This window comes from Photobacterium profundum (assembly GCF_003026285.1).
Classification (GTDB): Bacteria; Pseudomonadota; Gammaproteobacteria; order Enterobacterales; family Vibrionaceae; genus Photobacterium; species Photobacterium profundum.
Map to the genome: position 1 here is coordinate 1 of NZ_PYOD01000027.1, position 26,197 is coordinate 26,197.

The window sequence follows — 26,197 nt, forward strand, 5'->3', positions numbered from 1 at the left end:
ATATAATTCCTGATTATTATGAAAGAGTAATTACACTATCATTAGGTTTTGTTACCTAAATCAAAAATCAGATAGATCTCCGCGATTAATTTAAACATTAGCGAACTGCCTGTGTAACTGGCATGCCCAGCATCGTTAACTTATTCATTGCTCGGATTGCAGCATACACTTCACCCACTTGTGCATTATAATCTCTTAATGTCAGTGAGGAATTAATCAACGTTTTGTAACAGAACATCGCCGTTTCTAACAAAGCCTCGTTGAACCCAAGAAAAAGACAACGGCTCGCAATGTGAGCCGTTTTAATGATTAAGTGTCAAAAAGTAACAAAAAAGCCAGTTGAGAATACCAACTGACTTCATAAGAGCATCAACCTATTTTAGGACTAGATAAATTGTTGTGGATTGGTGTTGTTTACATCGAGTACAGTGTTACATTCTGTTTTTTAGTCACTCGATATTAAGATCGAACAACCTACTCGCTTACACAGAAAGGCAATAAGGCGCTTTAGCGTTACTCTTTATTAATCAATAACTTCGACTCGCATATCACCTTCAACTTGCTGAACAGATTCGATTAATTGTTCTAAATTTGTTTGGTTAGGAACATCAATTGAAAGTTCAGCAAAAAACAACGTTTTCCCTAAATCTGGCACCCCAATTCGATGGTTTTCAATTCGATCAATGTTAATGCCGATATCATGTAAAATATTGGTGATATCGTTAACAATGCCGGGACGGTCGCTTGATTCAACTTTTAATGTGATGTGCTCTGTTTTTACAAATACCTGTGGTTGATCACTTTTTACAATCTTGACGTAAAAGTCACTAAGCTTATTGAATTCAGACTCTAACTGTTCTGCAAAAGCGTCTGGAATTTCGATCTTGATAATACCCACTAGCTGTTGGTCTAAACGGCTAATTTTACTTACTAGCCATTTCCCGCCAAATTCATGGGTTTTTGCTGCAAGTTGATTAATTAATTGTGGGTGATCTTTACCTGCAAGAGTAATTGTTAAATGAGAATTCATAAGTCGTCCCCTTCTATTGATACAACCGATACAACACACTTGTAACCTAAAGCTCTATTAATTAGATTAGCAAGCAAAAGGCTACCCTGCAGTGATTAAGTTCATACAAACTATTGATTCTTACGATTTAGTCTATATAAGTGTTCAGTTATCACGTTCACATCAAATGGTCAGTGTTACGTATCCAAAAATAGATCACGCATCAAATAATCAGAATTAGGATCATGCTTATATTGATCGAAATCTGTAAAGCCTCTTTCTTTAAGTAAGCCTTCATCAATCAATGTTTGACCACTCAATTGTAAACCTTCTGTCTTAATAATCTCTAACGCTGCCTCTGCCATAATACGAGGTGTTCTTGACTGTTTTAGTAGCTCTTTGCCAATCGCAAATTCAACCGCAGCAGTGGCTATTGATGTCTGCGGCCATAGTGTTGCAGCTGAAATGCCATCATCTCTTAACTCCTCGGCTAATCCCATTGTTAGCAATGTCATACCATATTTGGTGATTGTGTAGGGAATATAGGGTTTCAACCAATGCGAAGCGAGATTAATAGGAGGGGATAGTGTAATAATATGAGGATTACGGCTTTTCTTTAAGTACGGTATCGCCGCTTTGGAACACACAAATGAGCCCCGAACATTAATAGAACTAATGAGATCGAAGCGCTTAGTGTCTGTATCTTGTAACCGTGTTAGTACTATTGCGCTGGCATTATTAATTAATACATCAATACTGCCAAAGGTTTCAAACGCCTGTTGCATTGCAAGGTTAACAGCGTCTTCATCGCGTACATCTAGCTTAATCGCTAACGCTTTGCCACCCGCCTCTTCGACTTCTTGAGCAACACTATGAATGGTGCCTGCTAATTTAGGGTGTGGTTGATCAGACTTTGCAGCAATAACAATGTTAGCGCCTTGTTGAGCACAAATTAAAGCAATTTCACGACCAATTCCTCGGCTAGAGCCGGTAATAAAAACAGTAACACCTTTTAAAGCTGTCATCAGAACTATTCCCTTATTTAAGTGTGTTTGTGTTGAGTATTAATCCATATTGTTCATACAAACATGACTGACTAAAATTATAGACGGAGATTTTCACATTATCTTTTTTTCTAGAGTATTTACTAAAATTCATTAACTGTTAATTATGTTAAGTCACGTTACTATAGCGATAGATTTTTTGCTGTATTCAGGAAAACACATGCCACAGCCTATACTGTATTCTTTTCGCCGCTGTCCTTACGCTATGCGTGCACGAATGGGATTATTATTAGCAAAGCGCTCTGTTATGCTGCGTGAAATAATATTAAAAAATAAACCTGCCGACATGCTTGCTGCATCAGAAAAAGGGACTGTACCCGTTTTGATTTTGAATGATGGGTCGGTGATAGATGAAAGCCTAGATATTATGAAATGGGCACTTCAACAAAATGACCCAGAAAATTTACTTAGTATCGACAATCCATCCATTCAATCTGATATTGACGCATTAATTGCGACTTGTGATAGCGAATTCAAAGGCTGGTTAGACAAATACAAATATGCTGACCGTCACCCTGACTTTCCAGAAGAGTACTACCGCCAACAAGGTATGCATTTTTTAAATGTACTCGAAGAGCGATTGAGTACTTCCAATTATTTAATGGGAACAGCGCCCACCCTAGCGGACTATGCGATTTTCCCCTTTATTCGTCAATTCGCACATGTTGATCGGCAATGGTTTGAGCAATCATCTTATCCGAAGATTCAAGACTGGTTAGCGAAACACTTAGAGAGCGATGTGTTTTCGAAAGTAATGGCAAAATACCCTCTTTGGCTTGATAATAATGAGTCTTTTCTTTTTGAGTAAATTTTAAAGGATTATATGATGAGTAGTCACACCCAAACACTGTGGCAGCGGTTTTCAAGCTCATGTCTCGAAGTCATGGATTTTCAGCAACGCGTGTGGATTGTCAGCATAGGTGAAGGCTTAAGTTGTGACACTTTCGTCGTCGATGAAGACAGTTTCACCGAGCCACTACAATGGATGAAAAGAAAACACTACACAAATACCATGCTTGTACAAGTTTCTAATATGAAGCGCTCACAAGCGAAGGGCTTTAATTTGGAAGGCATACCACACCGCTTAATACGAGTAAGATAATTACACTATTTCTTCATCTTTGTTCAGAGTTGATTCATAAAACGTCAGATATATTTGAGTGATAAAAAAAACAATGTTTATTACTACTGACAGTGAGCCAACAATGATGAATAAATTGAACCCTAAAGAACAAGAAGTCGTACTTGCTACCCTTAATGAGTGCTATCGCAGACTAAAAGCGGCAAAAATGACAGCACGTGAGATTTCACAAGACGGATTTAACCTAATGTTCAAATCTGTTTACCAGACAATGGTAAAAAGCCATTAACCAACATAGACGTTGGTTTACGCTGTTATCGTTTACATGCCACACATATTTACATTGTTTATATGGAGCCTGTTTCAGGTTGATAATCCGCATAAATTTGGCATGAAAAAAGGAGCTAAAATCGCTCCTTTTTTAATTAATCATCTCACTAGCACTTTCTGTTCTTCATAAGCACATAATCAAGAACCCCACTACCCTAGTCGCAAGATAGTGGGTTATGCTAATTAACCGCGGTAGTAACGCTGTGGTACGAACGGCATTTTTTCAACAGTCATCGGTAGTTTCTTACCACGAACTTCTGCAAATAGCTCTGTACCAATCACTGCAAGACCCGTCTGAACATAAGCCATTGCAACGGGCATGCCTTTAGAAGGGCCAAACGTGCCACTTGTTACGATACCAACTTCATTATCGTTAACATCAAATAGCTTGCTACCTTCGCGAACAGGTGCTTTTGAATGACCAAGAAGACCTACACGCTTGCGAGCCACATCTTTGGTTTTGATCTGCTCTAGAATAAGATCTGCACCTGGGAAACCACCCGCACGCTCACCATCTGCACGGCGGCACTTACTGATACCCCAAAGTAGACTTGCTTCTACTGGTGTTGTTGTTGGGTCAAGATCGTGTCCGTACAAGCACAGACCACATTCAAGGCGTAGTGAATCACGAGCACCAAGACCAATCCACTCGACTTCTGCATATGCTAATAGCTCACGTGCAAATGCATCAGCTGTATCTGCTGGTACAGAGATTTCGTATCCGTCTTCACCAGTGTAGCCAGAACGACTTACGTAACATTCAACGCCACACAATTCTAGTTTCATTGCGTCCATGAATACCATGTCGCTCACTGCAGGGTTCAAACGTGCCAATACTTCAGCCGCTTTTGGCCCTTGAAGTGCAAGTAGAGCGCGATCGTCAATCACTTCCATTGTTACATCTTCAGGCAGATTCGCGTGAATGTGTGCAATATCTTGATCTTTACATGCTGCGTTAACAACAACGAATAGATGATCACCAAAGTTCGTCACCATTAAATCATCGCTGATACCGCCTTCTTCATTCGTGAAGAAAGCATAACGCTGCTTGCCTGAAGGCAAATCGATAATATCGACAGGTACCAATGCTTCAATTGCTTTCGCTGCATTTGCCCCATGCAGACGTAGTTGCCCCATATGAGAAACATCAAATAATCCGGCTGCATCGCGGCAATGCAAGTGTTCTTTACGTACACCTAATGCGTACTGAACAGGCATATCATAGCCAGCGAATGGAACCATTTTTGCGCCCATTTCAACATGTAGCGCATGAAGAGGGGTAACCAGAAGTTCGTGAGACATACGTTTAATACTCCATAGACCGCATACCCTGCGGTCAATTAATCCATACTAGTTGGTAATAAAACCATTCCAACCTTATGATTCACCTGCTTGTTCATCGCCTTTTTGCTGATTAGAAAAATATTCTTTTGTCAGCTTAAAGACCACAGGACTTAGCAACATCAGAGCAATTAGGTTAGGAATTGCCATCATTGCGTTTAATGTATCTGCGAGTAACCAAATGAACTCTAAAGAGCTGGTTGCACCAATAGGCACCGCCAAAATCCATAGCACTCGAAATGGAACTACCGCTTTCACACCCAAAAGATACTGAACACACTTTTCGCTATAGAAGCTCCAGCCTAAAATTGTGGTGAAAGCAAAAACTGATAGAGCAATCGCGACAAGATAATTACCAATACCGGGTAATGCTGAAGCAAAAGCGGCGGAAGTCAGTGCAGCCCCTGTTGCGCCAGATGTCCACTCACCTGATACAACTATGGCTAAACCAGTAATGGTACAAACCACTAAGGTATCAATAAAGGTACCCAACATCGCGACTAGGCCTTGTGATACTGGGTTCTTTGTTTGAGCAGCCGCATGCGCAATAGGTGCACTACCTAAACCGGCTTCATTCGAGAACACACCACGTGCGACACCGAAACGAATTGCAGCCCACACAGCCGCACCAGCAAACCCACCTTCAGCAGCAACTGGGGTGAATGCACTTTCAAAAATCAATGCAACGGCTGCCGGTATTTCTGTCGCATTGGTCATCAATACGACTAAGCCAGCTGCAATATAAAAAACAGCCATCAGTGGTACTAACTTTCCTGCGACATCAGCAATACGCTTTATGCCACCCATCAATACCAAGCCAACCAGTACCATCATTACCAAGCCTGAAATCATTGGTGAGACACCAAAACTTGATTCAACAGCACTTGCAACGGAATTCGATTGCACTGTATTACCAATACCAAAACCGGCAATAGAGCCAAAAATAGCAAACGCAGTGCCCAACCAAGACCACTTACTGCTTAAACCATTTTTGATGTAATACATTGGGCCACCAACATGGTTCCCATTTGCATCTGTTTCACGGTATTTCACCGCACAAACAGCTTCTGCATATTTAGTTGCCATTCCGACTAGCGCGGTACACCACATCCAAAACAATGCACCCGGGCCACCTAAGAAGATAGCCGTTGCTACCCCTGCAATGTTACCTGTACCGATGGTGGCTGAAAGGGATGTCATTAACGCGTTGAACGGGCTTATCTCACCTTTTACATTTTCTTCTTTTTCAGGAATTCGCCCAGTCCATAACAATTTAAAGCCAGTACCTAGCTTTAAAATTGGCATTAATTTCAGGCCAAATGTTAAAAATAATCCTACACCAAGAATCATCACTAGCATGGGAACACCCCACACCACACCATTTATTGCAGATATCAAGTTCGTTAAAGCTTCCATGGGGAACACTATCCTCGCTATTATCACTATCTCTGCAAAAACATAGTCGGCTTTGTTTTAAACAACAACTACCAATGCTGATTGTTATGTTTTTGTTAATGAGTTTCCTATAATAGACAAAGTTTAGTTTAGTTCAACCCGTACTCACCCACAGAAATTCAGATTTCTTTCCGAATCTGTCGATGATGTCTAGATAACCAAGCACTAACACACTTGTGATATGTTGCTTGATTCCCTTAAAAAACCTTAAATGTTAAACACTTGTCAATAATGACAAATAACTGACAAACCTATCATCAAGCTTAAAAAACAAATGTTAAAAAGAAGATCTTCATCACACACATTGGGCTAAGAGGCTGTAACCCAAAGGATAAGTGCATCATCTTCACTTAAGGAAACAAGCATATGCCCCATGTTTGCGTCGTAATATACGGAGTCTCCTTCGCTTAACACGACGGGTTCATAAAACTCAGAATAGAAGGTTATCTGCCCTGACAACACCAATAAAAACTCTTCACCATCATGCCGAATCCAATCAGAGTAATCTTCAAAAAAGCGGGCACGAACACGAGACTTAAACGGCATCATTTTCTTATGCGTTAACTGTGTTGCTAATAGCTCATGCTCATAAGTTGAAGTGGGATGTGGCTGCCCCTCGCCAGTACGTGTTATATCACGGCGACCTGTTGCTTTTATCTGCTTCGGTGGTGCAAAAAGTTGAGGTATATCAACACTTAAACCATTCGCTAACTTTTGCATCGCTTGAAATGTTGGCGATATTTGTTCGTTTTCAATCTTAGAAAGCGTTGAACGAGCAAGACCAGTTCTTTTACTCGCTTCTTCAAGTGTTAAACCATGTGCCATGCGAATTTCTTTTAAGCGTTTACCGAGCTTTAGCGGCTTAATTTTTTCACTTTCTAATTCTTTCGCAACGCTCATTGATGGGTAAATATCTTGTTCGTTTTTATCGGTCATTACGGCCCTCCTTGCCCAATACTGTATCTTCATTCTGGCATAGCTTGCCCGAAACTTAAAAGTTATCGCAAATAAAAAACATGACCCATGCATCATATTTGAAACAAAGTTTCCTTTAGGAAACCTGGAAAATGTAAAACTGAAACTGCTCCTTAATCAAGGGAAAACTCATCATTTACAACGCCGATATTATTTCAATTTAATGTATTTAGAAATATCCCTCATCCCTTTCTGTTAAAGGGGTTATCACAAATTAAAACAAACTATCAACGCCTCGCTGTAAACTGAAATTGACTAACTATTTGGTCTTATCATAGGAATTCACATGACAGGGCGCAATCGTTTGCGTACAATAAAACACATTAAAAGAAATAAAAATTCACTATTGGAAATTTTTGTTTGATCGGCTATCTATAGAAGGGTATGTTACGTACTTGTTGGTAGAATTGCTCTTCACTGCCTAAACAATACAAGACGAAACGTTATTAAAATTAGAATAAACCATACCTACAAATATGAACGGCTCTGATAAATGCTTAACTGCCTTGGAGCTCGACTTGAGGATAACGTGAATGAAAGCTTCGTATCAAAATCATGATTTAGAAATGTTCTTTTCAACCAACCTTGCACAGGTTGACGGTGCCGTTAACGCAGGCATCGAAGCTGAGCTTAACCGCCAGAATCAGCAAATTGAGCTAATAGCCTCTGAAAACATCGTTTCTAAAGCGGTAATGCAAGCACAAGGTACTTGTTTAACCAACAAGTATGCTGAAGGTTATGCGGGCCGTCGTTACTACGGTGGTTGTGAACATGTTGATGAAGTAGAAAAGATCGCTATCGCTCGTGCCAAGCAGTTATTCCAATGTGAATACGTTAACGTTCAACCGCATTCAGGTGCTCAAGCAAACGGTGCCGTCATGCTTGCACTACTTCAACCGGGTGACACTATCTTAGGTATGTCTTTAGATGCTGGCGGTCACTTAACACACGGTGCACGTCCTGCTCTTTCTGGTAAGTGGTTCGATGCTGTTCAATACGGCGTGAACAAAGACACACTAGAAATTGATTACAACCAAGTGCGTGAACTGGCTATAGAGCACAAACCAAAAATGATTATTGCGGGTGGTTCTGCTATTCCTCGCACAATCAATTTTGAAAAATTCCGTGAAATCGCTGATGAAGTTGGCGCTTTCCTAATGGTTGATATGGCACACATCGCAGGTCTTATTGCTGCTGGTGAACACCCTAGCCCTATCCCACATGCACATGTTGTTACAACAACAACACACAAAACATTACGTGGTCCACGTGGTGGCATGATTCTAACAAACCTAGAAGACATCAATAAAAAGATTAACTCTGCGGTATTCCCTGGCCTTCAGGGTGGTCCATTAATGCATGTTATTGCGGGGAAAGCTGTCGCATTTGGTGAAGCATTAGAACCTGATTTCAAAATTTATATCAAAAATGTGATTAGTAACGCCAAAGTATTAGCAGAAGTACTACAAACTCGTGGCTGCGATATTGTAACTAACGGCACCGATACCCACTTGATGTTGGTTGACCTTCGCCCTAAGGGCTTAAAAGGCAATGCTGCTGAAAATGCACTAGAGCGAGCAGGCATCACTTGTAATAAAAATGGTATCCCGTTTGATACAGAAAAACCAATGGTAACCTCGGGTATTCGTTTAGGCACACCAGCAGGTACAAGCCGTGGCTTCGGCAATGACGAATTCAAGCAAATTGGTGGATGGATTGGCGATGTACTAGACGGTCTAGCGGCTAATCCAGAAGACAACAGTGAAGTGGAAAAACGTGTTAAGCAGCAAGTTCAGAAGCTGTGTAGCCGTTTCCCGCTTTATCAGTAAAAAACTATAGTTAGCAACATATCATGCTCTCGTAACACATCTTTTTATAAAGAACATCGTTATAGAGAGCATGTAACAACAAAAATGATTGATTCAAATGGCCTGTCTGTATAAACAGCACGCTTTTATAAAAAACATTATCTGCGGAACATTTACGCAAGGAGTTTAAAATGGAAAATACACTAAAGTTTGCTGAAAGCCATGAGTGGGTTCGTGATAACGGTGACGGCACTATCACTATGGGTATTTCTAACCACGCTCAAGGTCTTTTAGGCGACGTGGTTTTTGTGGATCTTCCAGAAGTTGGTGATTCAATTGAAGCAGGTGAAACATTCTCTCTTGTTGAATCAGTAAAAGCAGCATCTGACATTTACGCACCAGTTACTGGTGAAATCGTTGAGATCAACGACGAACTAGAAGATAGCCCAGAACTTATAAACGAAGAACCGTACGAAGGCGGCTGGATTGCTAAAATTAAGATCAGCGACGTTGAAGAGCTAGCTAAGCTTACTGCTGGTGACAAATACTTAGAATCTATCGAAGACTAAGGTTTCTATCGAAATCTAAGTATCTTTTGAAACTAGGTAAATCTCGGCTTTTGGTTGAGCGATGTCTTCTTTTAGACACTTGCTTCTACAGATTCCAATCAAAAGCCGTTTTAAGTAATACTCCGATGACTTATAGCAATTACGTCAGATCATTGAATCACAATGGATGTAATTGGTAGCAACTGTTCAGGAAAGAACCATGACCGACATGACTCTTCTAAATGCTTTAAGCGACGACCAAGATTTTGCGGGTCGCCACAATGGCCCTAATGCTGCACAGCAAGACATTATGCTGAAAACAATTTCTGCAGAAAGCGTTGAGCAGCTAATAGCACAAACAGTTCCAGCGGATATCCGTCTGCCAGAACCTATGAAGCTGGATCCAGCACAAAGTGAAGCAGACATGCTGACTTCTCTTAAAGCGATTGCAAGTAAGAACATCATTAATCGTAGCTATATCGGTCAAGGTTACTATAACAACCTAACGCCAAATGTTGTGCTTCGTAACGTTCTTGAAAATCCAGGTTGGTACACTGCGTACACACCTTACCAGCCTGAAATCTCTCAAGGTCGCCTTGAATCTCTGCTTAACTACCAGCAGATGATTATGGACCTAACAAGCATGGAACTGGCAAACGCCTCTTTGCTTGATGAAGCAACAGCAGCAGCAGAAGCAATGACACTGTGTTTGCGTGCAGGTAAGAGTAAGAGCAAAGCCTTCTTTGTTTCTAACGACCTACACCCGCAAACGGTTGATGTTGTTCGCACACGAGCAGAATACATTGGTCTTGAAATCATCACAGGTTCAGTTGAAGAGCTGGATAACCACGATGTATTTGGTGCTTTGGTACAATACCCAGGTACAACGGGTTCAATCACTGATTTAACAGACATCATTGAAAAAGCACATGCGAAAAAAACACTGGTTGCTGTAGCGTCTGATCTACTAGCACTAACACTGCTTAAAGCACCTGGTGAAATGGGCGCAGACGTAGTGATTGGTAGTGCACAGCGCTTCGGTGTACCAATGGGATTCGGTGGTCCACACGCTGGTTTCATGGCAACTAAAGACAAGCACAAGCGTACTATGCCAGGCCGTGTCATCGGTGTTTCTAAAGATGCGAGAGGCAACCAATCTCTTCGTATGGCAATGCAAACGCGTGAGCAACACATTCGTCGTGAAAAAGCGACATCGAACATCTGTACCGCACAGGCGCTATTAGCCAATATGGCTGCATTCTATGCCCTGTACCACGGTCCTGAAGGTCTTCGTAAAATTGGCCGTCGTGTTCACCACCTAACAGCGATTCTTGCTGCAGGTTTACGTAATTCAGGTATCGAGCTAGCTAGTGATACATTCTTCGATACGATTACGCTTAACACTGGCAAGAAAACTGACGATTTCTACAAAAAAGCATTAGCTGCTGGTATCAACCTGCGTAAGTTTGACGTTCAGCTAGGTATCAGCCTAGATGAAACCACGAAGGTTTCTGACGTTGAAGAGCTACTGGCTATCTTTACTGGCAACGAATTAAAAGCATCGATGTTCACAGCAGATATTGCTGCTGACGAATTTGCTGCAATTCCAGAAAGCTGCCGTCGTACAAGTAAGTACCTAACACACCCTGTTTTCAACGAGCACCACAGTGAAACGCAAATGATGCGTTACATGAAGAAACTTGAAAACAAAGACTACTCGCTGACACACGGTATGATCCCGCTAGGCAGCTGTACAATGAAGCTGAATGCAGCAGCAGAGATGATTCCTATCACTTGGCCTGAATTCGGTTCATTACACCCATTTGCACCAGCAGATCAAACGAAAGGCTATCAAGAGCTTGCCTCTAAGCTTTCTGAAATGCTGTGTTCTGTAACGGGTTACGATGCGTTTTCTCTACAGCCAAACTCTGGTGCACAGGGTGAATATGCAGGTCTAATCGCGATTCAACGTTACCACCAGCACAATGGCGACAGCCACCGTAATGTTTGTTTGATCCCTAGTTCTGCGCACGGTACTAACCCTGCATCAGCGGCAATGGTATCAATGAAAGTTGTGGTTGTAGGTTGTGATGAAAAAGGCAACGTCGATGTTGAAGATCTGAAAGCTAAGATCGAAAAACACCGCGATAACCTATCATGCATTATGATCACATACCCTTCTACACACGGTGTATACGAAGAAGCCGTACGTGAAGTATGCGACCTTGTACACGATGCTGGCGGTCAGGTTTACCTTGATGGCGCAAACATGAACGCACAGGTTGGTTTAACTAACCCTGGCTTTATCGGTTCAGATGTTTCGCACCTTAATCTACATAAAACATTCTGTATTCCACACGGTGGTGGCGGTCCGGGTATGGGTCCTATCGGTGTTAAATCACACCTAGCACCTTTCCTACCTGGTCACGTTCAATCGACTGCTGATGAAGGCCAGCAGTACGCTGTTTCTGCAGCAGAGCTGGGGTCAGCTTCTATTCTCCCAATCTCATACGCTTACATCGCGATGATGGGTGAAGAAGGCCTTACTGAAGCAACGAAGCTTGCTATCTTGAACGCTAACTACGTAATGGAACGTCTACGCCCACACTACCCTGTTCTTTACCGTGGTACTGAAGGTCGTATTGCTCACGAATGTATTATCGACATTCGCCCACTGAAAGAAGCATCTGGCATTTCTGAAGAAGATGTAGCGAAGCGCTTAATGGATTACGGTTTCCATGCGCCAACCATGTCTTTCCCTGTTGCTGGTACGCTAATGATCGAACCAACTGAATCTGAAGATTTAGCCGAGCTTGATCGTTTCTGCGATGCGATGATTGCAATTCGTCAAGAAATTGCACGCGTTCAAGAAGGTGAATGGCCAATCGATGATAACCCGTTGGTACATGCTCCGCATACGCAAGCAGATTTAATGGAAACTGAGTGGAACCGTGCTTACAGCCGCGAGGTTGCTTGCTTCCCAACAGATCACACTCGAGCATCTAAGTACTGGCCAACAGTGAACCGCGTTGATAACGTATTCGGTGACCGTAACTTAATCTGTTCTTGCCCAAGTATCGAGAGCTACATCGAAGATTAAAGATTTTGATGACCGATAATCAAGTTGAAGGCTGACTTGATACTGAAAAGCGAACCGAATGGTTCGCTTTTTTATTACCATCTTACAGCTTTAACAACAGATAAATTATCGTTTGTGTAAGCTATCAATAAAAACAAATCAGCCCCAACTCAAGACTCTAACTTCATTACCTTCTTCTGGTTTAGCCGGAATATTCAATGAAAGTAATAATGATAAAATGGCCATAATTGCACCCACGATAAACACACTAGCCGGAGAGGTAAGCCATAATAATCCGAAAGTAACGGGAATCACTACAGCAGCAATATGGTTAATGGTAAATGCGACCCCTGCAGTCGATGCCATATCGGCAGGATCCGCAATTTTTTGGAAGTAGGTTTTAATGGCTAACGCAAGGGCAAAAAATAGATGATCAACCACATATAAGGCCGCAGCCCATTCCGCTTGTTCTACAAAAGCATACCCAACAAACACCAAAATTAAACCGGTATATTCAAACATCAGAGCTTTTCGTTCACCCACTTTACCGATTATTTGACCTATTTTTTTTGCGAACAACCAGTTAAACGTATAGTTAATCAGAAACAATAAAGTAATGTCTGCCGCCGAATAATGAAATTTCTCAACCATTAAAAAACCAGCAAATACGACAAAAATCTGCCTACGCGCACCACTCATAAATGTCAGCGCATAATAAAGCCAGTAACGCTTTCTAAGAATAAGCTTTTTATTCTGCGGAGTCGCACTCTTAAACTGTGGGAAAGCGATAGCAATAAAAGCAACTAGTGCAAATGAAACTGTACCAGCAATGAAATACACCCATTTAAAGGCTAATTCAAATTGCTCGAGCAATACCCATAGTACGCCATAGGTACACAATGATGCTAACGCACCTACCGATATTAATTTACCTAAAACCTCTGGTGCTTCTTCTTTGGTTAACCACTGTAAAGATAACGACTGCTTAAGCGTTTCAAAATAGTGAAAACCAACTGACATCAGTAATGTCGTACAAAGCAAACCAAATACCGATGGGAAAAAGCCAGTAATAGCTACGCCAATTGCAAGCATCGCTAAAGAAGCAATGATGAATTTTTGCTCCCGAATAAACAATAATATAAAAATGGCAGTGAAAGCGAGAAAACCTGGGATCTCCCTAACGCTTTGCAATAGTCCAATATCAGCACCGGTAAATGCCGCCTCTTCAATAACAAAGTTATTCAGTAGAGCCTGCCAACTGGCAAATGCGATAGGAACAACAATAGAGATGATCAGTAAAAAATTTTGTGGTGTTCGCCAGTCATTTGTTTTAGAAGCAATTTGCATTATTCATCCTTGGTATAAATGCCGGGCATAAGGCTAACAGATAGTACTCCTGTTCAAGAATAGATTCACGAAAATTGTAACTACCTATTAACAGTGTCATTTTTAAAAAAAATCAATTAGCATCTGTTAATTGGATATAAAGGATTATCATGACAATGGATTTACGTTCACAATGCCACACCATTCTTCCGGGACAGGAGAACACATCCCCTGCTACATTATTTCAACAAATGGCTGATTGGTGTTCAGCAAATAATATCGATCATGATACCTACGGCGAAGGTCAGCTTATTCAAGATTTTGAAGCCAAGATCGCCGATCTTTTAGGGTTTGAATCAGCGCTATTTGTTATAACAGGCACTATGACGCAACCCACAGCACTTCAGCTTGCGTGTGATAACCGCCATAGTTCAATTGTTGCTATGCACCCTTCTAGTCATATTTATCTCCATGAACGACAAGGCTACCAACTGCAAAATCGTTTTACCGTTCTGCCAGTCGGTAACCCTTACCAAACATGGACGCTCGACGACCTTCAACTGTGGCCAGATAATATAGCTGCTGTTTTATACGAATTACCTATGCGTGAAATTGGCGGTCAATTACCATCTTGGGATGACCTAAGCGCGATTAAAGCGCATTGCCAACAAAACGAGATACATCTTCATATGGATGGTGCACGTTTATGGGAATGTCAGTCTTTTTATCAACGATCGTATCAAGATATTGCACAAGGGTTTGATAGCGTCTACGTATCCCTCTATAAAGGTATAAACGGATTAGGCGGCTCTATTTTACTCGGGGATAAAGATTACATCGAGAAAGCCCGTTATTGGATGATGCGTCAAGGTGGCAATGTGTATCATCGTACGCCATACATCGTTTCTGCTGCGATGCAGTTTGATGAACGTTTAGAGAAAATGGTAGCTTATTATGAGCGTACTCAGCAGATCTATCATCTACTAGATGCGTACCCAGACTTATGCGTTAACCCCGAAAAACCACACGTTAATATGATGCATCTGTATCTGCCAATCAGCAGTGAAAACGCCATTTCATTACGCGATACATTGGCTAAAGAACAAAAAATTTGGCTCGGTAACCCACAACAAGCGGCGCTGCCAAATCAATGCTTCATTGAATGGTATGTCGGTGATAATTTGTTGAACACCGATGATAATGTGCTCATAGAGATCTTCGACTGGCTTTCAGCTAAATGCCCAAAAGGCTAACCACATATAAAATAGCGGCCGATTTACTTTATGAATACTCCCTAAACACAAAAGCGAACATCATTTCGATGCTCGCTTTCTTATTTACATAATATTGTTAGCTGCCGCCTGAAAGGCTATGCTCTAGGCAACTTTCGTCGACATCTTTATTATATCTTTCTTAACCATGTTCGGCGTTACCGAAACATTGATAGATGTTGTGACCTTTGCTGTATTGCCTTGTGCATCCTCAATGTGAGGTTCTTCAATTTTTATCATCGAGGTTAGATGGGCAATAAAATCAAGATTAGTACTCAGGGCACATAAACTTTTCATGACAGCCTGTTCGCTATCTTCCAACCACTGGTAACGTTTTACATACAAACGACGTTTGGTTTTCTTTAATGTTGTTGGGTCTTTACGCAATGGGTGAAGTGGTATCTTGTAGAAGTATTTGTTCAGAACTTCAGCGCCATACTCTTCCCATAAATCATTGTAATCAAATGTTACTGATTTACGTTTCGAACCCACATAACGCAACGCTTGGTAAATATGCGCTTTATTAGAGATTCCATGAACCTCATCAACGCCTAGGATTTTCGCTAACATCAATGCTACCTCTAACATCAATGCCTTGGTTCGTAAGCCATGCACCGAACGTGTAAGCAACTTGATCACATCGTTACGATCTTCAATATCATCACTTGGTCCTTGCACTGAACCGATATAAAAAATGGTTTTAGGCCGTGTAGATACATGACAGCTTAATGAATAGATAGTACGGTTTTGTGCATCTTTTAGCTGCAAGCCTAAAGACCCTTCTCGGCTTCCACCTGCACATAACTTCACTTGGTAAGAGTCACCTTTCGAGTCGTCAAACGACAAAATGGTTAGACCTACGTTTTCATAAATCTTTGATAAATTAGAGCCAAAAATATGCTGACAAAAATTAAAGTGATCTTGAATATGTGTTACACGCTCGGCGCGACTCCAATTAACACATAAGTACGGCTTCAAGGGTTTTTCTAAAATACGAGGGTCAGATTTCAACACTGGTGATAACGTTTCATTATCAAATAGCGTCATCATCGATTTCACCGCATTTGCATTCGTTATGCCCCACAAACAGAAACGCACATTCTTTTTAATTCTGCGCCATCCAGTACTACCTGGGTATAAATCGTCTGCAATTTTAGGCAACGCACGCAAATAACTGCTCATCTTTTCAACCTTTACATTCAAAATATTTAATCTTCTTTTGTCAATTAAGGACAAGTTGCACATTGGTGTTCACCTTTCGTGAACCGTCACTGACTTAAACAATCAAACCAGTAGTTATGCGAACTAACAACTCCAAAAATTCTTAACTGTCTGTATTTATATGAATAAACACTCTTTTAAAAATCATACACATACAGCACGTCATATCATATAAGGCAATATGTGAAAATTCTGTCAAAGTATACCGAACGGTAATGCACGCTGTACAGTTAATTATGAACAGCGTACAAATAATGTTCGTTTAATCGTTAATTGCTACTACAGAAAAAATTAGGAAGACATGTATACCCAAGCGACCTCAAAAATCACTCCCAAAGGGCAAGTTTTGCTGAAACGAGCATCTTGATGCTAACTTGGGGATATACAAAAGCGCCATTGATGATCGTTTAATAACGATCATCAATGGCGTAATAATCTATCGGTTTATATCTTACCTAATAATAAGCAAGATAATATTTGGAGGTTGATGACTGACGCAGTTTATATACGTTGAAATTGATCCATCAAGCGCTTCATCGTTTCAAGACGATCGACTAACATTCGGGTATTCTCAACAGAATAATTGCTGGTTTTTGACGTTGCGACCGTTAGTTCGTTTATGTTTTGAACATTACGAGAGATCTCATCACTAACACCAGCTTGTTCTTCCACCGCCGAGGCTATTTGATGGCTGCTATCTGTGACTAGGTTAAGCATCTCGTTGATCTGCTCTAATAAGGTGCCCGTTTCTGCAGCCTGATCATTACATTGTTTCGACAATGCACCGCCACGTTCAACAGCATCGACCGCTTGGCTAGCTGTTTGTTGTAGCCGTGCAATCATCTGCTGAATTTCGCCCGTAGATGATTGCGTTTTTTGCGCTAACGAACGCACCTCATCAGCAACTACCGCAAAGCCGCGCCCTGCATCACCAGCGCGCGCCGCTTCAATCGCAGCGTTCAATGCCAATAAGTTAGTTTGATCTGCAATCGAGCCAATCACATCCATAATGCCTTCAATTTGTTTACTGCTATCCGATAATGCATTAATGACCTGCTTGGAGTTATCTAACTCTTGATGCAATGCATGTACAGAATTAATAGTCGTTTCAACACTCTGTTGTCCTTCTAACGACATCTGCTGGGCTTCAGAGGTAATCGTCGATGCTTGTGCTGCGCTTTCTGCCACTTCACGGATCGATGAAGACATTTGTCCCATGGCAACACTTACTTGCTCTGTTGCCGCCATTTGTTGTTCAAGATTGGTCTGCATTTGTTGTGTGTTACCAAATTCATCCTCAGCAGAAATAAGAATATCACCCGATGTTTCGCTAGCACGCCCTACAATGGCTCGTAGCTCTGCTTGACGCATACGTAATGCTAATTCAATCACAGATACATCATCTTTTTTTCCCGTATAAACATGCTCCATTAATGGATTGTCGTAAGCTTCTTTTGCTATCTCTGTTAATTTTTTAAAGCGTTGATACAGATGTATGCTGATCCCACTCGTTATGACAATAACCAAAAGCATCGCGATAGAAATGATATTTAGGCCAGACATCAATATTTGTACCATCGCCAATACAAGAGCGACAGAAAGAAGACATGGAATTAAAATGGTTTGTGCAAAGCGAGGCCGTAATGTGCTGGCTTTCTTGCCCGAGTTCAATTGCTTATAGAGTTGAATTGCACGACTAACACTAGCCTGATCGGGTCGACTACGTACAGATTGAAACTCAACTACTTCACCTTTGTCATTGGTGATCGGTGTTACAAAAGCTGAAACCCAATAATAGCCGCCATTTTTACAACTATTTTTCACTAACCCCATCCAGCTCTTACCTGACTTTATGTATTGCCAAAGTTGAGCGAACGCCTGTTTCGGCATGTCACTATGCCTAACTAGATTATGTGATTCTCCATCCATTTCCTCTTTGTTATACCCCGCAACATCGCAAAAATGCTGATTTGCATAAGTAATGTGACTAGCTGGATCGGTGGTTGATATCAGATTAATTCCTTGTGAATATTCAACTTCTTTATCCAACTCTTTATGTGTCATCTCTTTGGGAGATTTTGTCATTATTTTTCTCTTATTATTTTATATTCAACAGCATGGTCATTGACCTGAAATATGCGATTACAGCCACATAGCCCCACCGTACCATTGCAAAGATGACAATAAATTGACACTGATTAGCATTTACAAAATAAACATATGTTTTATCTATAGATTGAATAAAAAAAAGCCTGTGATGCATGATCACAGGCTTTATTTTCTAAATACTCAACGTATTTTTTTGTTACTTCATTACTTAGTAACCTATTGAATCTTAATAAAGTAAGTGCAACACGTTGCTAAGCAACTAGGTATTACATATCGTTTTTTTTAAACACATTTATACTATACACGCGTTTTATGCGTGTTTTTTAAATGCTAAAAATACCGTTGATAATGGCGGTAGATCCAACGTAATGGATTGTGCTAAGCCGTGTTTTTCTAACAACTGCGTTTTCACCGTTTGCTGTATTGGTGTGCCGCTACCCCAATATTTTTCAGCATCAGTATTAAGCAGTACTTCATAGTCGCCCTTTTCAGGAACACCCAAGGTGTAACCTTCACGAGGAACAGGTGTGAAGTTAGAAATCACGAGTACTTTATCGCCATTCAGTGCAAATCGCTCATGCGCTAACACACTGGTTTCAGCATCGTCTTGAACACGCCATTCAAACCCTTCAGGAGAACAATCGAGTTCATGTAATGCTGGCAAATCTTGGTACAAATGGTTCAAATCACTGACAAGCTTTTTCATGCCATAATGGCGTGGATACTCTAACCAGTGCCATTCTAGTTGACCATCATGTGACCATTCGGCACTTTGAGCAATTTCAGCCCCCATGAAGTTCAGTTTCTTACCTGGCTGGCCATACATGTAGCCCATGTATGTACGCAAGTTAGCACTTTTTTGCCATTCATCGCCTGGCATTTTATCTAATAGCGAACCTTTACCGTAAACTACTTCATCGTGAGATAAAGACAGTACATAGTTCTCGCTAAATGCATAAATCAGCGGGAAGGTAATCGTATTATGATGGAATTTACGGTGCACAGGCTCTTCTTGAATATAAGAAAGGCTGTCGTGCATCCACCCCATATTCCACTTAAAGCCGAAACCTAAACCGCCCATATCAGTAGGACGAGAAACACCAGAGAATGCCGTTGATTCTTCAGCAATGGTCATCGCATTTGGATAATGAGAATACACTTCTTCATTCATCCAACGTAGCAAGCTGATTGCATCGTAGTTCTCATTACCACCATCGTGGTTTGGAATCCACTGATCGTGCTCACGGGAATAATCGAGATACAACATAGATGCCACAGCATCAACACGCAAACCATCAATATGATAATGCTCGAACCAAAACAATGCATTCGATACTAGGAAGCGGCGTACATGATCGCGACCGTAATCATAGATGTAGCTCTTCCAATCTTGATGCCAACCACGACGAGGATCTGGGTCATTAAATAATGCTGTGCCATCAAAATTAGCAAGACCGTGATCATCAGAAGGGAAATGAGCTGGAACCCAATCAAGTACGACACCGATACCCGCTAAGTGGCATTGATCAACGAAGTATTTGAAATCATCAGGTGTACCAAATCGACTTGTTGGTGAGAACAAACCAATAGGTTGATAACCCCATGAACCATAGAACGGATGTTCTGAAACCGGCATTAATTCAAGGTGGGTATATCCCATCTCTGATAAATAAGGGATCAGCTGTTCTGCAAGTTCGCGATATGTTAAAAAATCACCCTGCTCATTTCTACGCCACGAGCCCGCGTGAAGCTCATAAAAAGACAATGCTTCTTGATGCTTCACACTAACAGGACGTGTTTGCCATGCTTTATCTTGCCATTGATAACGAGACTGATCGTAGACGATAGAAGTAAAAGATGGGTACTGTTCTGATGAATAACCCCAAGGATCAGCTTTATGCGGTAAGCTATTTCCTGCGCTATCTTTTAATTCAAATTTATACTGGGTGCCATCGTCTAAGTCTGGAATAAATAAGCCCCATAGGCCATCATCCAAACGTTGCATAGGGTGACGGCGACCATCCCAAACATTGAAATCACCAATAACACTTATTGCTGATGCATTCGGTGCATAAGTAAGAAAACGTACACCAGATATTGGCTGACCACCTTTATTAAGGGAGATCAACTGTGCACCCATCTCGCTATGCATTTTCGAAGGCGATACTAGTGCATCACCTGAAGGCATAAACCCATGAAACTGGTACGGGTCATGAATTGTCTGCTCACCAGTCGGCCAGCTTATATGTAACTTATATACTGCAGCGGTAAAATCCATCTTACTAGTTAAAATGAAACCACTTTCATCTTCGCGTGTAAGAAGAAATTTCTCACCATTTTCAATTTCGGCTACCACTGAAACAGCGCCAGGCATCCACACACGTAGTGCGATGCCTGTTGACTGATACTGTGGACCTAAAAACGAAAATGGGTCCGAAAAAGCAGCCCTTTCGAGCTGCATATATTCCTTTTCACTGCGTGTCACTTTGATCGTGTCCAACGCACTACTCCTGATTATTTTTTCTGGCTTGCTTTTCCTCGTGCGTCTGTTAAACGACGAGTTAGATCAATAATATCTTGACGTGTAAATAAATCGTCTAATGTTGTAGAAAGCTTACGACGCCAGTTAGGGTATTCATCAACTGTACCAGGAATATTAACTGGCTTATCCATTTCCAACCAGTCTTCCAATTGTAGGCTCAGCAATGCACTCGAACTAGCAGCCAAATGCATCTGCATACCTTCACTCAGGTGCAGATCCATTGGAACATAACTCGCATCGTGACCTACCCCTTCAGGAAGATAACCATGCCAGTCTAAACTATCAAGGATTTTTTGCTTACTTTCAGCACGACTTGCAAATAATCCCGCAAGTTGCTCTTTATCTGGGTAAAGCCCTAATTCTTCACCCATTTTCAAGTCATCACAATGCCAGAAACCACGAAGTGTTGGCATATCATGCGTACATAATGCCGCCATAGATTGTGATGGATAATGAGCCGGAGAATAGAAACCACCATCTTCCGCTGTTTCGAAAAAGAATACTTTGTATGAGTGAATACCCGCAGTAGACAGTTTACCTATAATTTCATCTGGCACTGTACCCAAGTCTTCACCGATGACGGTACACTGAAAACGGTGACTCTCTAATGCTAAGATTGCCATCATGTCATCTACTGGGTAGTACATGTAAGCACCTTGCGTTGCTAATTCACCTTTCGGAATCCACCAAAGGCGCAACAAGCCTAAAACGTGGTCAATTCGTAGTGCACCACAGTTACGCATATTTGCACGTAATAACTGGATGTAAGGTTCGTAAGCTGTTTCTTTTAATGCTTCAGGGTTTAGCGGTGGTAACCCCCAGTTTTGACCCAATGGCCCCAAAATATCAGGTGGCGCGCCAACACTAACATCTTGACAAAGCGCACCATGGTCAGCCCATGTTTCAGCACCAGAATCACAAACGCCAACGGCAAGGTCACGGTATAGACCCATTGCCATGCCTTTCTCTTCAGCTAACTCGTTCACTTCAGCAAGCTGAGTGTCTGCTAGCCATTGTAAGTACATGTATAACTGAACTTGCTTAGCGTTATCTTTAATATAAGTTTTAACTGCAGCATTATCGAAATGACGGTACTCTTCTGGGAATACAGGCCAACCCCAAGCATTATCATCTTTCTTCTTAAGATCAGCATGCAATGCATCAAACGCTGCTTGATGAAGTAAGCTCTCACCGCCCTCTTCAACAAACTGTAAGAATTGTTTTGCACGTTCTGTATTATTATCTAAGTGACGCTCACTAAAAGTATCAAATAGTAACGGAAGTACTGCCATCTTTAAGCAAGACACTTCGCTATAATTCACCCAATTAGTATTACGCGCTTCCACTAAACGTTGTTGAAACTCAGTACTACCAACAAGCTGTTGGGCTGCGTCACACTGCGCAAACTCAGATACTGAGCTAACGTCAATGTACATCAAGTTTAACCAACGTCGTGAAGATGGGCTATATGGGCTTGCACCTTCTGGGTTAGCAGGAAACAGTGAGTGAATTGGGTTGAGTCCCACAAAATCACCACCTCGAGCCGCAATATCAGCAACTAATTGTTTTAGATCGCCAAAGTCACCAATACCCCAGTTATGGTTGGTGCGAACAGAATAAAGCTGAACACTGGTGCCCCAAAGTTTCTTATCATCCAGCAGCGCTTGCTGCTTATAACAAGACGTTGGAGTTACGATCAATGTCATTTCAAATGGAGACTTACGGCGTTTACGGAAAACTTCTAATTTATGGTAGCCCCACGCCAAATCATCAGGTAATGCAAAAACAAGAGGACCGCCATTTTCACGATCATCAGAAATAAGTTGAGACTGTAACCAACCTTCCATTACTACACCTTGTTCGGTAGTAAGTTTCCAGCTGAAATCACTTGCTCGTGCACTTATGCCTAGGTGTAACGTAATGTGCATGGGTTCGCCATTACGAACAACCTTAACAGGTGCTAATACATCTGGACGCTGTCTTTTTAGCGCAGATTCCATTAATGCATCATCATTTTTGGTGTCATAGCCAAGCGCAGATAATAAACGACGTAGGGTTTCGTTTTCTACTTGAGCTTCATCACCCCAAGCACTGACATAACTGTCAGCTAGGCCAGCCATTTCTGCAACTTGTTTTAATACTTGATCATCTTTCATCGTTCTCTCCGATAGCGATCTTAATGTCGCTACGATGTTTAATTTGCTGATACCAATACAGAGTGGCGCTTAACTTCCAAATATCGATGCCTTTGTTTGCTAACTAGCAACTGCCATCAACAAGCAAGAAAGTTAATGATTACGGCAAGTACCAATGATGGCACTTGCCGTTTAAAGCAGTTATTTAACTGAGACTGCTTTTAGTTTCCAGATATTATTAACGTAGTCACGGATACTACGGTCTGAACTGAATTTACCAACAAGTGCTGTATTCAAAATCGTTTTACGTGCCCATGTTGCTTGATCACGGTATTCCGCATCAATTTTCTCATGTGCTTTTACGTAGTCTGCGAAATCAGCAAGCACTAAATATGGGTCACCACCGTCCAGTAAGTTTTGGCGAATCGCCGATAACTGACCAGGGTTGCCCGGTGTAAATTCGTCTGTATTCAATAAATCTAGCGACGCACGTAGAAGGCTATCAGCGTGGTAGTAACGGTAAGGGTCGTGACCCTCTTCTTTTTGTTTCAGTACTTCATCTACCAGTAAACCGAAGATAAAGATGTTTTCGTCGCCCACTTCTTCACGGATCTCAACGTTTGCACCGTCCATCGTACCGATAGTTAGTGCACCATTAAGTGCAAGCTTCATGTTACCTGTACCCGACGCTTCTAGACCTGCTGTTGATATCTGCTCAGACACGTCAGCCGCAGGAATAATGATTTCCGCAAGGCTTACACGGTAATCAGGTACGAATACAACTTTCAGCTTACCGCCAAGACGAGGATCGTTATTTACTTTGTCTGCAACTTTGTTAATTGCAAAGATAATATCTTTTGCTAATGCATAACCCGGTGCTGCTTTCGCGGCAAAGATAAACACACGAGGGTGCATATCAAACGTAGGTTCATTCAGTAAACGATGGTAAAGCGATAGAATATGAAGCAAATTCAAGTGCTGACGCTTATATTCGTGTAGACGTTTAATTTGAACATCAAAGATTGCATTAGTATCAAGCTCGATACCCATGTTGTCTTGAACCCAATCAGCAAAACGTTGCTTGTTGTCTTTCTTCACTGCTAGGTAACGCTTCTGGAATTTCTTATCTTCCGCAAATTTAGCTAAACCAGACAACTGCTCAAGTTTTGCAGGCCATTCTGTGCCGATTTTTTCATTCACTAACTCAGTAAGGCCTGGGTTACAGAACTTTAACCAACGACGTGGTGTAACACCGTTTGTAACGTTATGAAGACGACCTGGGAATAGTTCATTGAATTCAGGGAATAAATCGCGTTTAACTAACTCTGAGTGCAGAGCCGCTACACCATTAACGGCGTAAGTACTGACCACACACAAGTTTGCCATACGAACCATACGCTGCTGGCCTTCTTCAATAATAGAAAGCTTACGTTTGATTTCGTTGTTACCTGGCCACTTCTCTTCAACCAACGTCATGAAACGGTGGTTAATTTCGAAAATAATTTCCATATGGCGAGGAAGCATGTCTGCGATTAGAGACTCGCTCCATCTTTCCAGTGCTTCAGGCAATAATGTATGGTTTGTGTAAGCAAATACTTTCGATGAAATTGCCCATGCCGCATCCCAACCTAATTTGTGCTCATCAATAAGGATGCGCATTAGTTCAGGAATCGCAATTGTTGGGTGAGTATCATTTAATTGAATAGATTCAAGTTTCGCAAGATCTTCAATTTTGTTACCAGCCGCAAAATGGCGACGAAGAATATCGGCTACAGAACATGCGCAATGAAAATACTGCTGCATTAAGCGCAATGTTTTACCCTGATCATGATTGTCATTTGGGTAAAGCACTTTTGTGACGTTACCAGCTTCTAATTGACCGTATTGTGCGCCAACGTAGTCGCCATCGTTAAAGCGAGCTAGATTGAATGGTACTGGTGAACGACATTCCCATAAACGCAGAGGGTAAACGCTCTTATTGTCGTAACCAACAATAGGAAGATCCCAAGCAACACCTTCAACGGTCATTGCTGGAACCCAACGGCGGCAACTAGTGCCCGCTTTATCTGTGTATGTTTCAACTGAACCAAACAGACCAACAGTTTGGCCAAGTTCAGGGCGAACAACTTCCCAAGGGTAGCCCTCAATACCGCGCCACGCATCTGGCGCTTCTACTTGATGTCCACCTTCAAAAGATTGGCTAAATAAACCGTATTCATAATGAAGACCGTAACCAACGGCAGGGTATTCTTGCGCGGCTAAAGAGTCCATAAAACAAGCAGCTAGACGGCCAAGACCACCATTACCTAATGCAGGATCACGTTCTTCTTCAAGTAAATCTGTTAAGTTAAGCCCTAGCTCTTCTACTGCTGCGCTCACTTCTTCGTATAACCCCATGCTGATAAGGTTGTTACCAGTAAGGCGACCAATCAAGAATTCTAAAGAAAGGTAATTAACACTACGTACATTTTGTTCTGCAATTTGCTTTTCCGTTTCTAGCAGGCTGCCGGTGCTGATCTCAGCTAATGCTTTGCCGACTGCTAGATACCAGCTTCGTGAATCTGCTGTCTCTGGCGTTTTCGCATAAGTAGTCACTAAGTGTTTTTCTACTGATGCTTTAAATAAAGCTTTATCAAATTGTTGTGTTTGACCACGTGTAGTCATGGTTCATTCTCTCTCTAGGATTATTTCAACTGGAATCTATGTTGCCTGTGTTTATTCATAAAAACATCCTCCTAACTTTGGGGTATGAGGGATGAGTAGAAGGGGCGTAGGTAATATTAACGAGTATTTTTTGTGACGCTCTCCATAAAAATAGGGTGTAGATGAATAATCACAAGCTAACCATGCAACCTAGTTCACACTTATGAATGAAACACCCATGTGCAACTACCCGCTTAATT

General features: G+C 41.6%; 18 protein-coding genes and 1 pseudogene. 7 read left to right on the top strand and 12 right to left on the bottom strand.

The window, feature by feature from the left end:
• Positions 1-97: 97 nt before the first annotated feature.
• The 3 genes and pseudogenes from C9J48_RS26715 to C9J48_RS26725 form a co-directional block, all read right to left on the bottom strand.
• A pseudogene (locus C9J48_RS26715) lies at positions 98-256 on the bottom strand (IS5/IS1182 family transposase); the annotation flags it as partial.
• Between the two features lie 267 nt (positions 257-523).
• On the bottom strand, positions 524-1,030 hold the full coding sequence (locus tag C9J48_RS26720) for a glycine cleavage system transcriptional repressor (protein ID WP_006230080.1): 507 nt from the start codon (positions 1,028-1,030) through the stop codon (positions 524-526).
• Positions 1,031-1,206: 176 nt separating this feature from the next.
• Entirely contained in the window at positions 1,207-2,034 is an 828-nt protein-coding gene (locus tag C9J48_RS26725) for an SDR family oxidoreductase (protein WP_006230081.1), read from the bottom strand.
• A 199-nt stretch (positions 2,035-2,233) separates the two neighbouring features.
• Here C9J48_RS26725 and C9J48_RS26730 point away from each other — a divergent pair, with 199 nt between their 5' ends.
• From C9J48_RS26730 to C9J48_RS28045, 3 genes are all read left to right on the top strand, one after another.
• Positions 2,234-2,881 (top strand): glutathione S-transferase, encoded by a 648-nt coding sequence (locus tag C9J48_RS26730; RefSeq protein WP_006230082.1) that lies wholly within the window; start codon positions 2,234-2,236, stop codon positions 2,879-2,881.
• An 18-nt stretch (positions 2,882-2,899) separates the two neighbouring features.
• On the top strand, positions 2,900-3,175 hold the full coding sequence (locus tag C9J48_RS26735) for a hypothetical protein (protein ID WP_006230083.1): 276 nt from the start codon (positions 2,900-2,902) through the stop codon (positions 3,173-3,175).
• 103 nt (positions 3,176-3,278) lie between these two features.
• Positions 3,279-3,443 (top strand): hypothetical protein, encoded by a 165-nt coding sequence (locus C9J48_RS28045; RefSeq protein WP_165481756.1) that lies wholly within the window; start codon positions 3,279-3,281, stop codon positions 3,441-3,443.
• A gap of 224 nt (positions 3,444-3,667) precedes the next feature.
• Here the strand turns inward: C9J48_RS28045 and gcvT are convergent, their stop codons facing one another.
• From gcvT to C9J48_RS26750, 3 genes are all read right to left on the bottom strand, one after another.
• Positions 3,668-4,786, bottom strand: a complete 1,119-nt coding sequence (gene gcvT / locus C9J48_RS26740) for a glycine cleavage system aminomethyltransferase GcvT (protein ID WP_006230085.1) — start codon at positions 4,784-4,786, stop codon at positions 3,668-3,670.
• Between the two features lie 75 nt (positions 4,787-4,861).
• Positions 4,862-6,241, bottom strand: a complete 1,380-nt coding sequence (locus C9J48_RS26745; RefSeq protein ID WP_006230086.1) for an alanine/glycine:cation symporter family protein — start codon at positions 6,239-6,241, stop codon at positions 4,862-4,864.
• A 348-nt stretch (positions 6,242-6,589) separates the two neighbouring features.
• Positions 6,590-7,216, bottom strand: a complete 627-nt coding sequence (locus tag C9J48_RS26750; RefSeq protein ID WP_006230087.1) for a helix-turn-helix domain-containing protein — start codon at positions 7,214-7,216, stop codon at positions 6,590-6,592.
• A 572-nt stretch (positions 7,217-7,788) separates the two neighbouring features.
• Between C9J48_RS26750 and C9J48_RS26755 the strand changes: the two genes are divergently transcribed.
• The 3 genes from C9J48_RS26755 to gcvP all read left to right on the top strand — a co-directional run bounded on the left by C9J48_RS26755 (position 7,789) and on the right by gcvP (position 12,711).
• Positions 7,789-9,084 (top strand): serine hydroxymethyltransferase, encoded by a 1,296-nt coding sequence (locus tag C9J48_RS26755; protein ID WP_006230088.1) that lies wholly within the window; start codon positions 7,789-7,791, stop codon positions 9,082-9,084.
• Between the two features lie 170 nt (positions 9,085-9,254).
• Positions 9,255-9,632 (top strand): glycine cleavage system protein GcvH, encoded by a 378-nt coding sequence (gcvH, locus tag C9J48_RS26760; protein WP_006230089.1) that lies wholly within the window; start codon positions 9,255-9,257, stop codon positions 9,630-9,632.
• A 199-nt stretch (positions 9,633-9,831) separates the two neighbouring features.
• Positions 9,832-12,711 (top strand): aminomethyl-transferring glycine dehydrogenase, encoded by a 2,880-nt coding sequence (gene gcvP, locus C9J48_RS26765; protein WP_006230090.1) that lies wholly within the window; start codon positions 9,832-9,834, stop codon positions 12,709-12,711.
• Positions 12,712-12,849: 138 nt separating this feature from the next.
• Here gcvP and C9J48_RS26770 read toward each other — a convergent pair whose 3' ends face one another.
• A complete protein-coding gene (locus C9J48_RS26770; protein WP_006230091.1) occupies positions 12,850-14,037 on the bottom strand; it encodes an MFS transporter in 1,188 nt (395 codons plus the stop codon).
• Positions 14,038-14,186: 149 nt separating this feature from the next.
• Here C9J48_RS26770 and C9J48_RS26775 point away from each other — a divergent pair, with 149 nt between their 5' ends.
• Positions 14,187-15,269: a threonine aldolase family protein gene (locus C9J48_RS26775; protein WP_036802722.1), complete on the top strand. Its 1,083-nt coding sequence runs from the start codon at positions 14,187-14,189 to the stop codon at positions 15,267-15,269.
• A 123-nt stretch (positions 15,270-15,392) separates the two neighbouring features.
• On the opposite strand, the gene C9J48_RS26780 is transcribed toward C9J48_RS26775, so the two are convergent.
• The 5 genes from C9J48_RS26780 to C9J48_RS26800 all read right to left on the bottom strand — a co-directional run bounded on the left by C9J48_RS26780 (position 15,393) and on the right by C9J48_RS26800 (position 25,958).
• Positions 15,393-16,469, bottom strand: coding sequence for a VirK/YbjX family protein (locus tag C9J48_RS26780; protein ID WP_258191573.1), 1,077 nt, complete (start codon positions 16,467-16,469; stop codon positions 15,393-15,395).
• Positions 16,470-17,009: 540 nt separating this feature from the next.
• Entirely contained in the window at positions 17,010-18,593 is a 1,584-nt protein-coding gene (locus C9J48_RS26785) for a methyl-accepting chemotaxis protein (protein WP_006230095.1), read from the bottom strand.
• A 334-nt stretch (positions 18,594-18,927) separates the two neighbouring features.
• Positions 18,928-21,078, bottom strand: coding sequence for a 1,4-alpha-glucan branching protein GlgB (gene glgB, locus C9J48_RS26790; RefSeq protein ID WP_006230096.1), 2,151 nt, complete (start codon positions 21,076-21,078; stop codon positions 18,928-18,930).
• A 53-nt stretch (positions 21,079-21,131) separates the two neighbouring features.
• Positions 21,132-23,315, bottom strand: a complete 2,184-nt coding sequence (gene malQ / locus C9J48_RS26795) for a 4-alpha-glucanotransferase (protein WP_006230097.1) — start codon at positions 23,313-23,315, stop codon at positions 21,132-21,134.
• A gap of 180 nt (positions 23,316-23,495) precedes the next feature.
• Positions 23,496-25,958, bottom strand: coding sequence for a glycogen/starch/alpha-glucan phosphorylase (locus C9J48_RS26800; protein ID WP_006230098.1), 2,463 nt, complete (start codon positions 25,956-25,958; stop codon positions 23,496-23,498).
• Positions 25,959-26,197 lie beyond the last annotated feature (239 nt).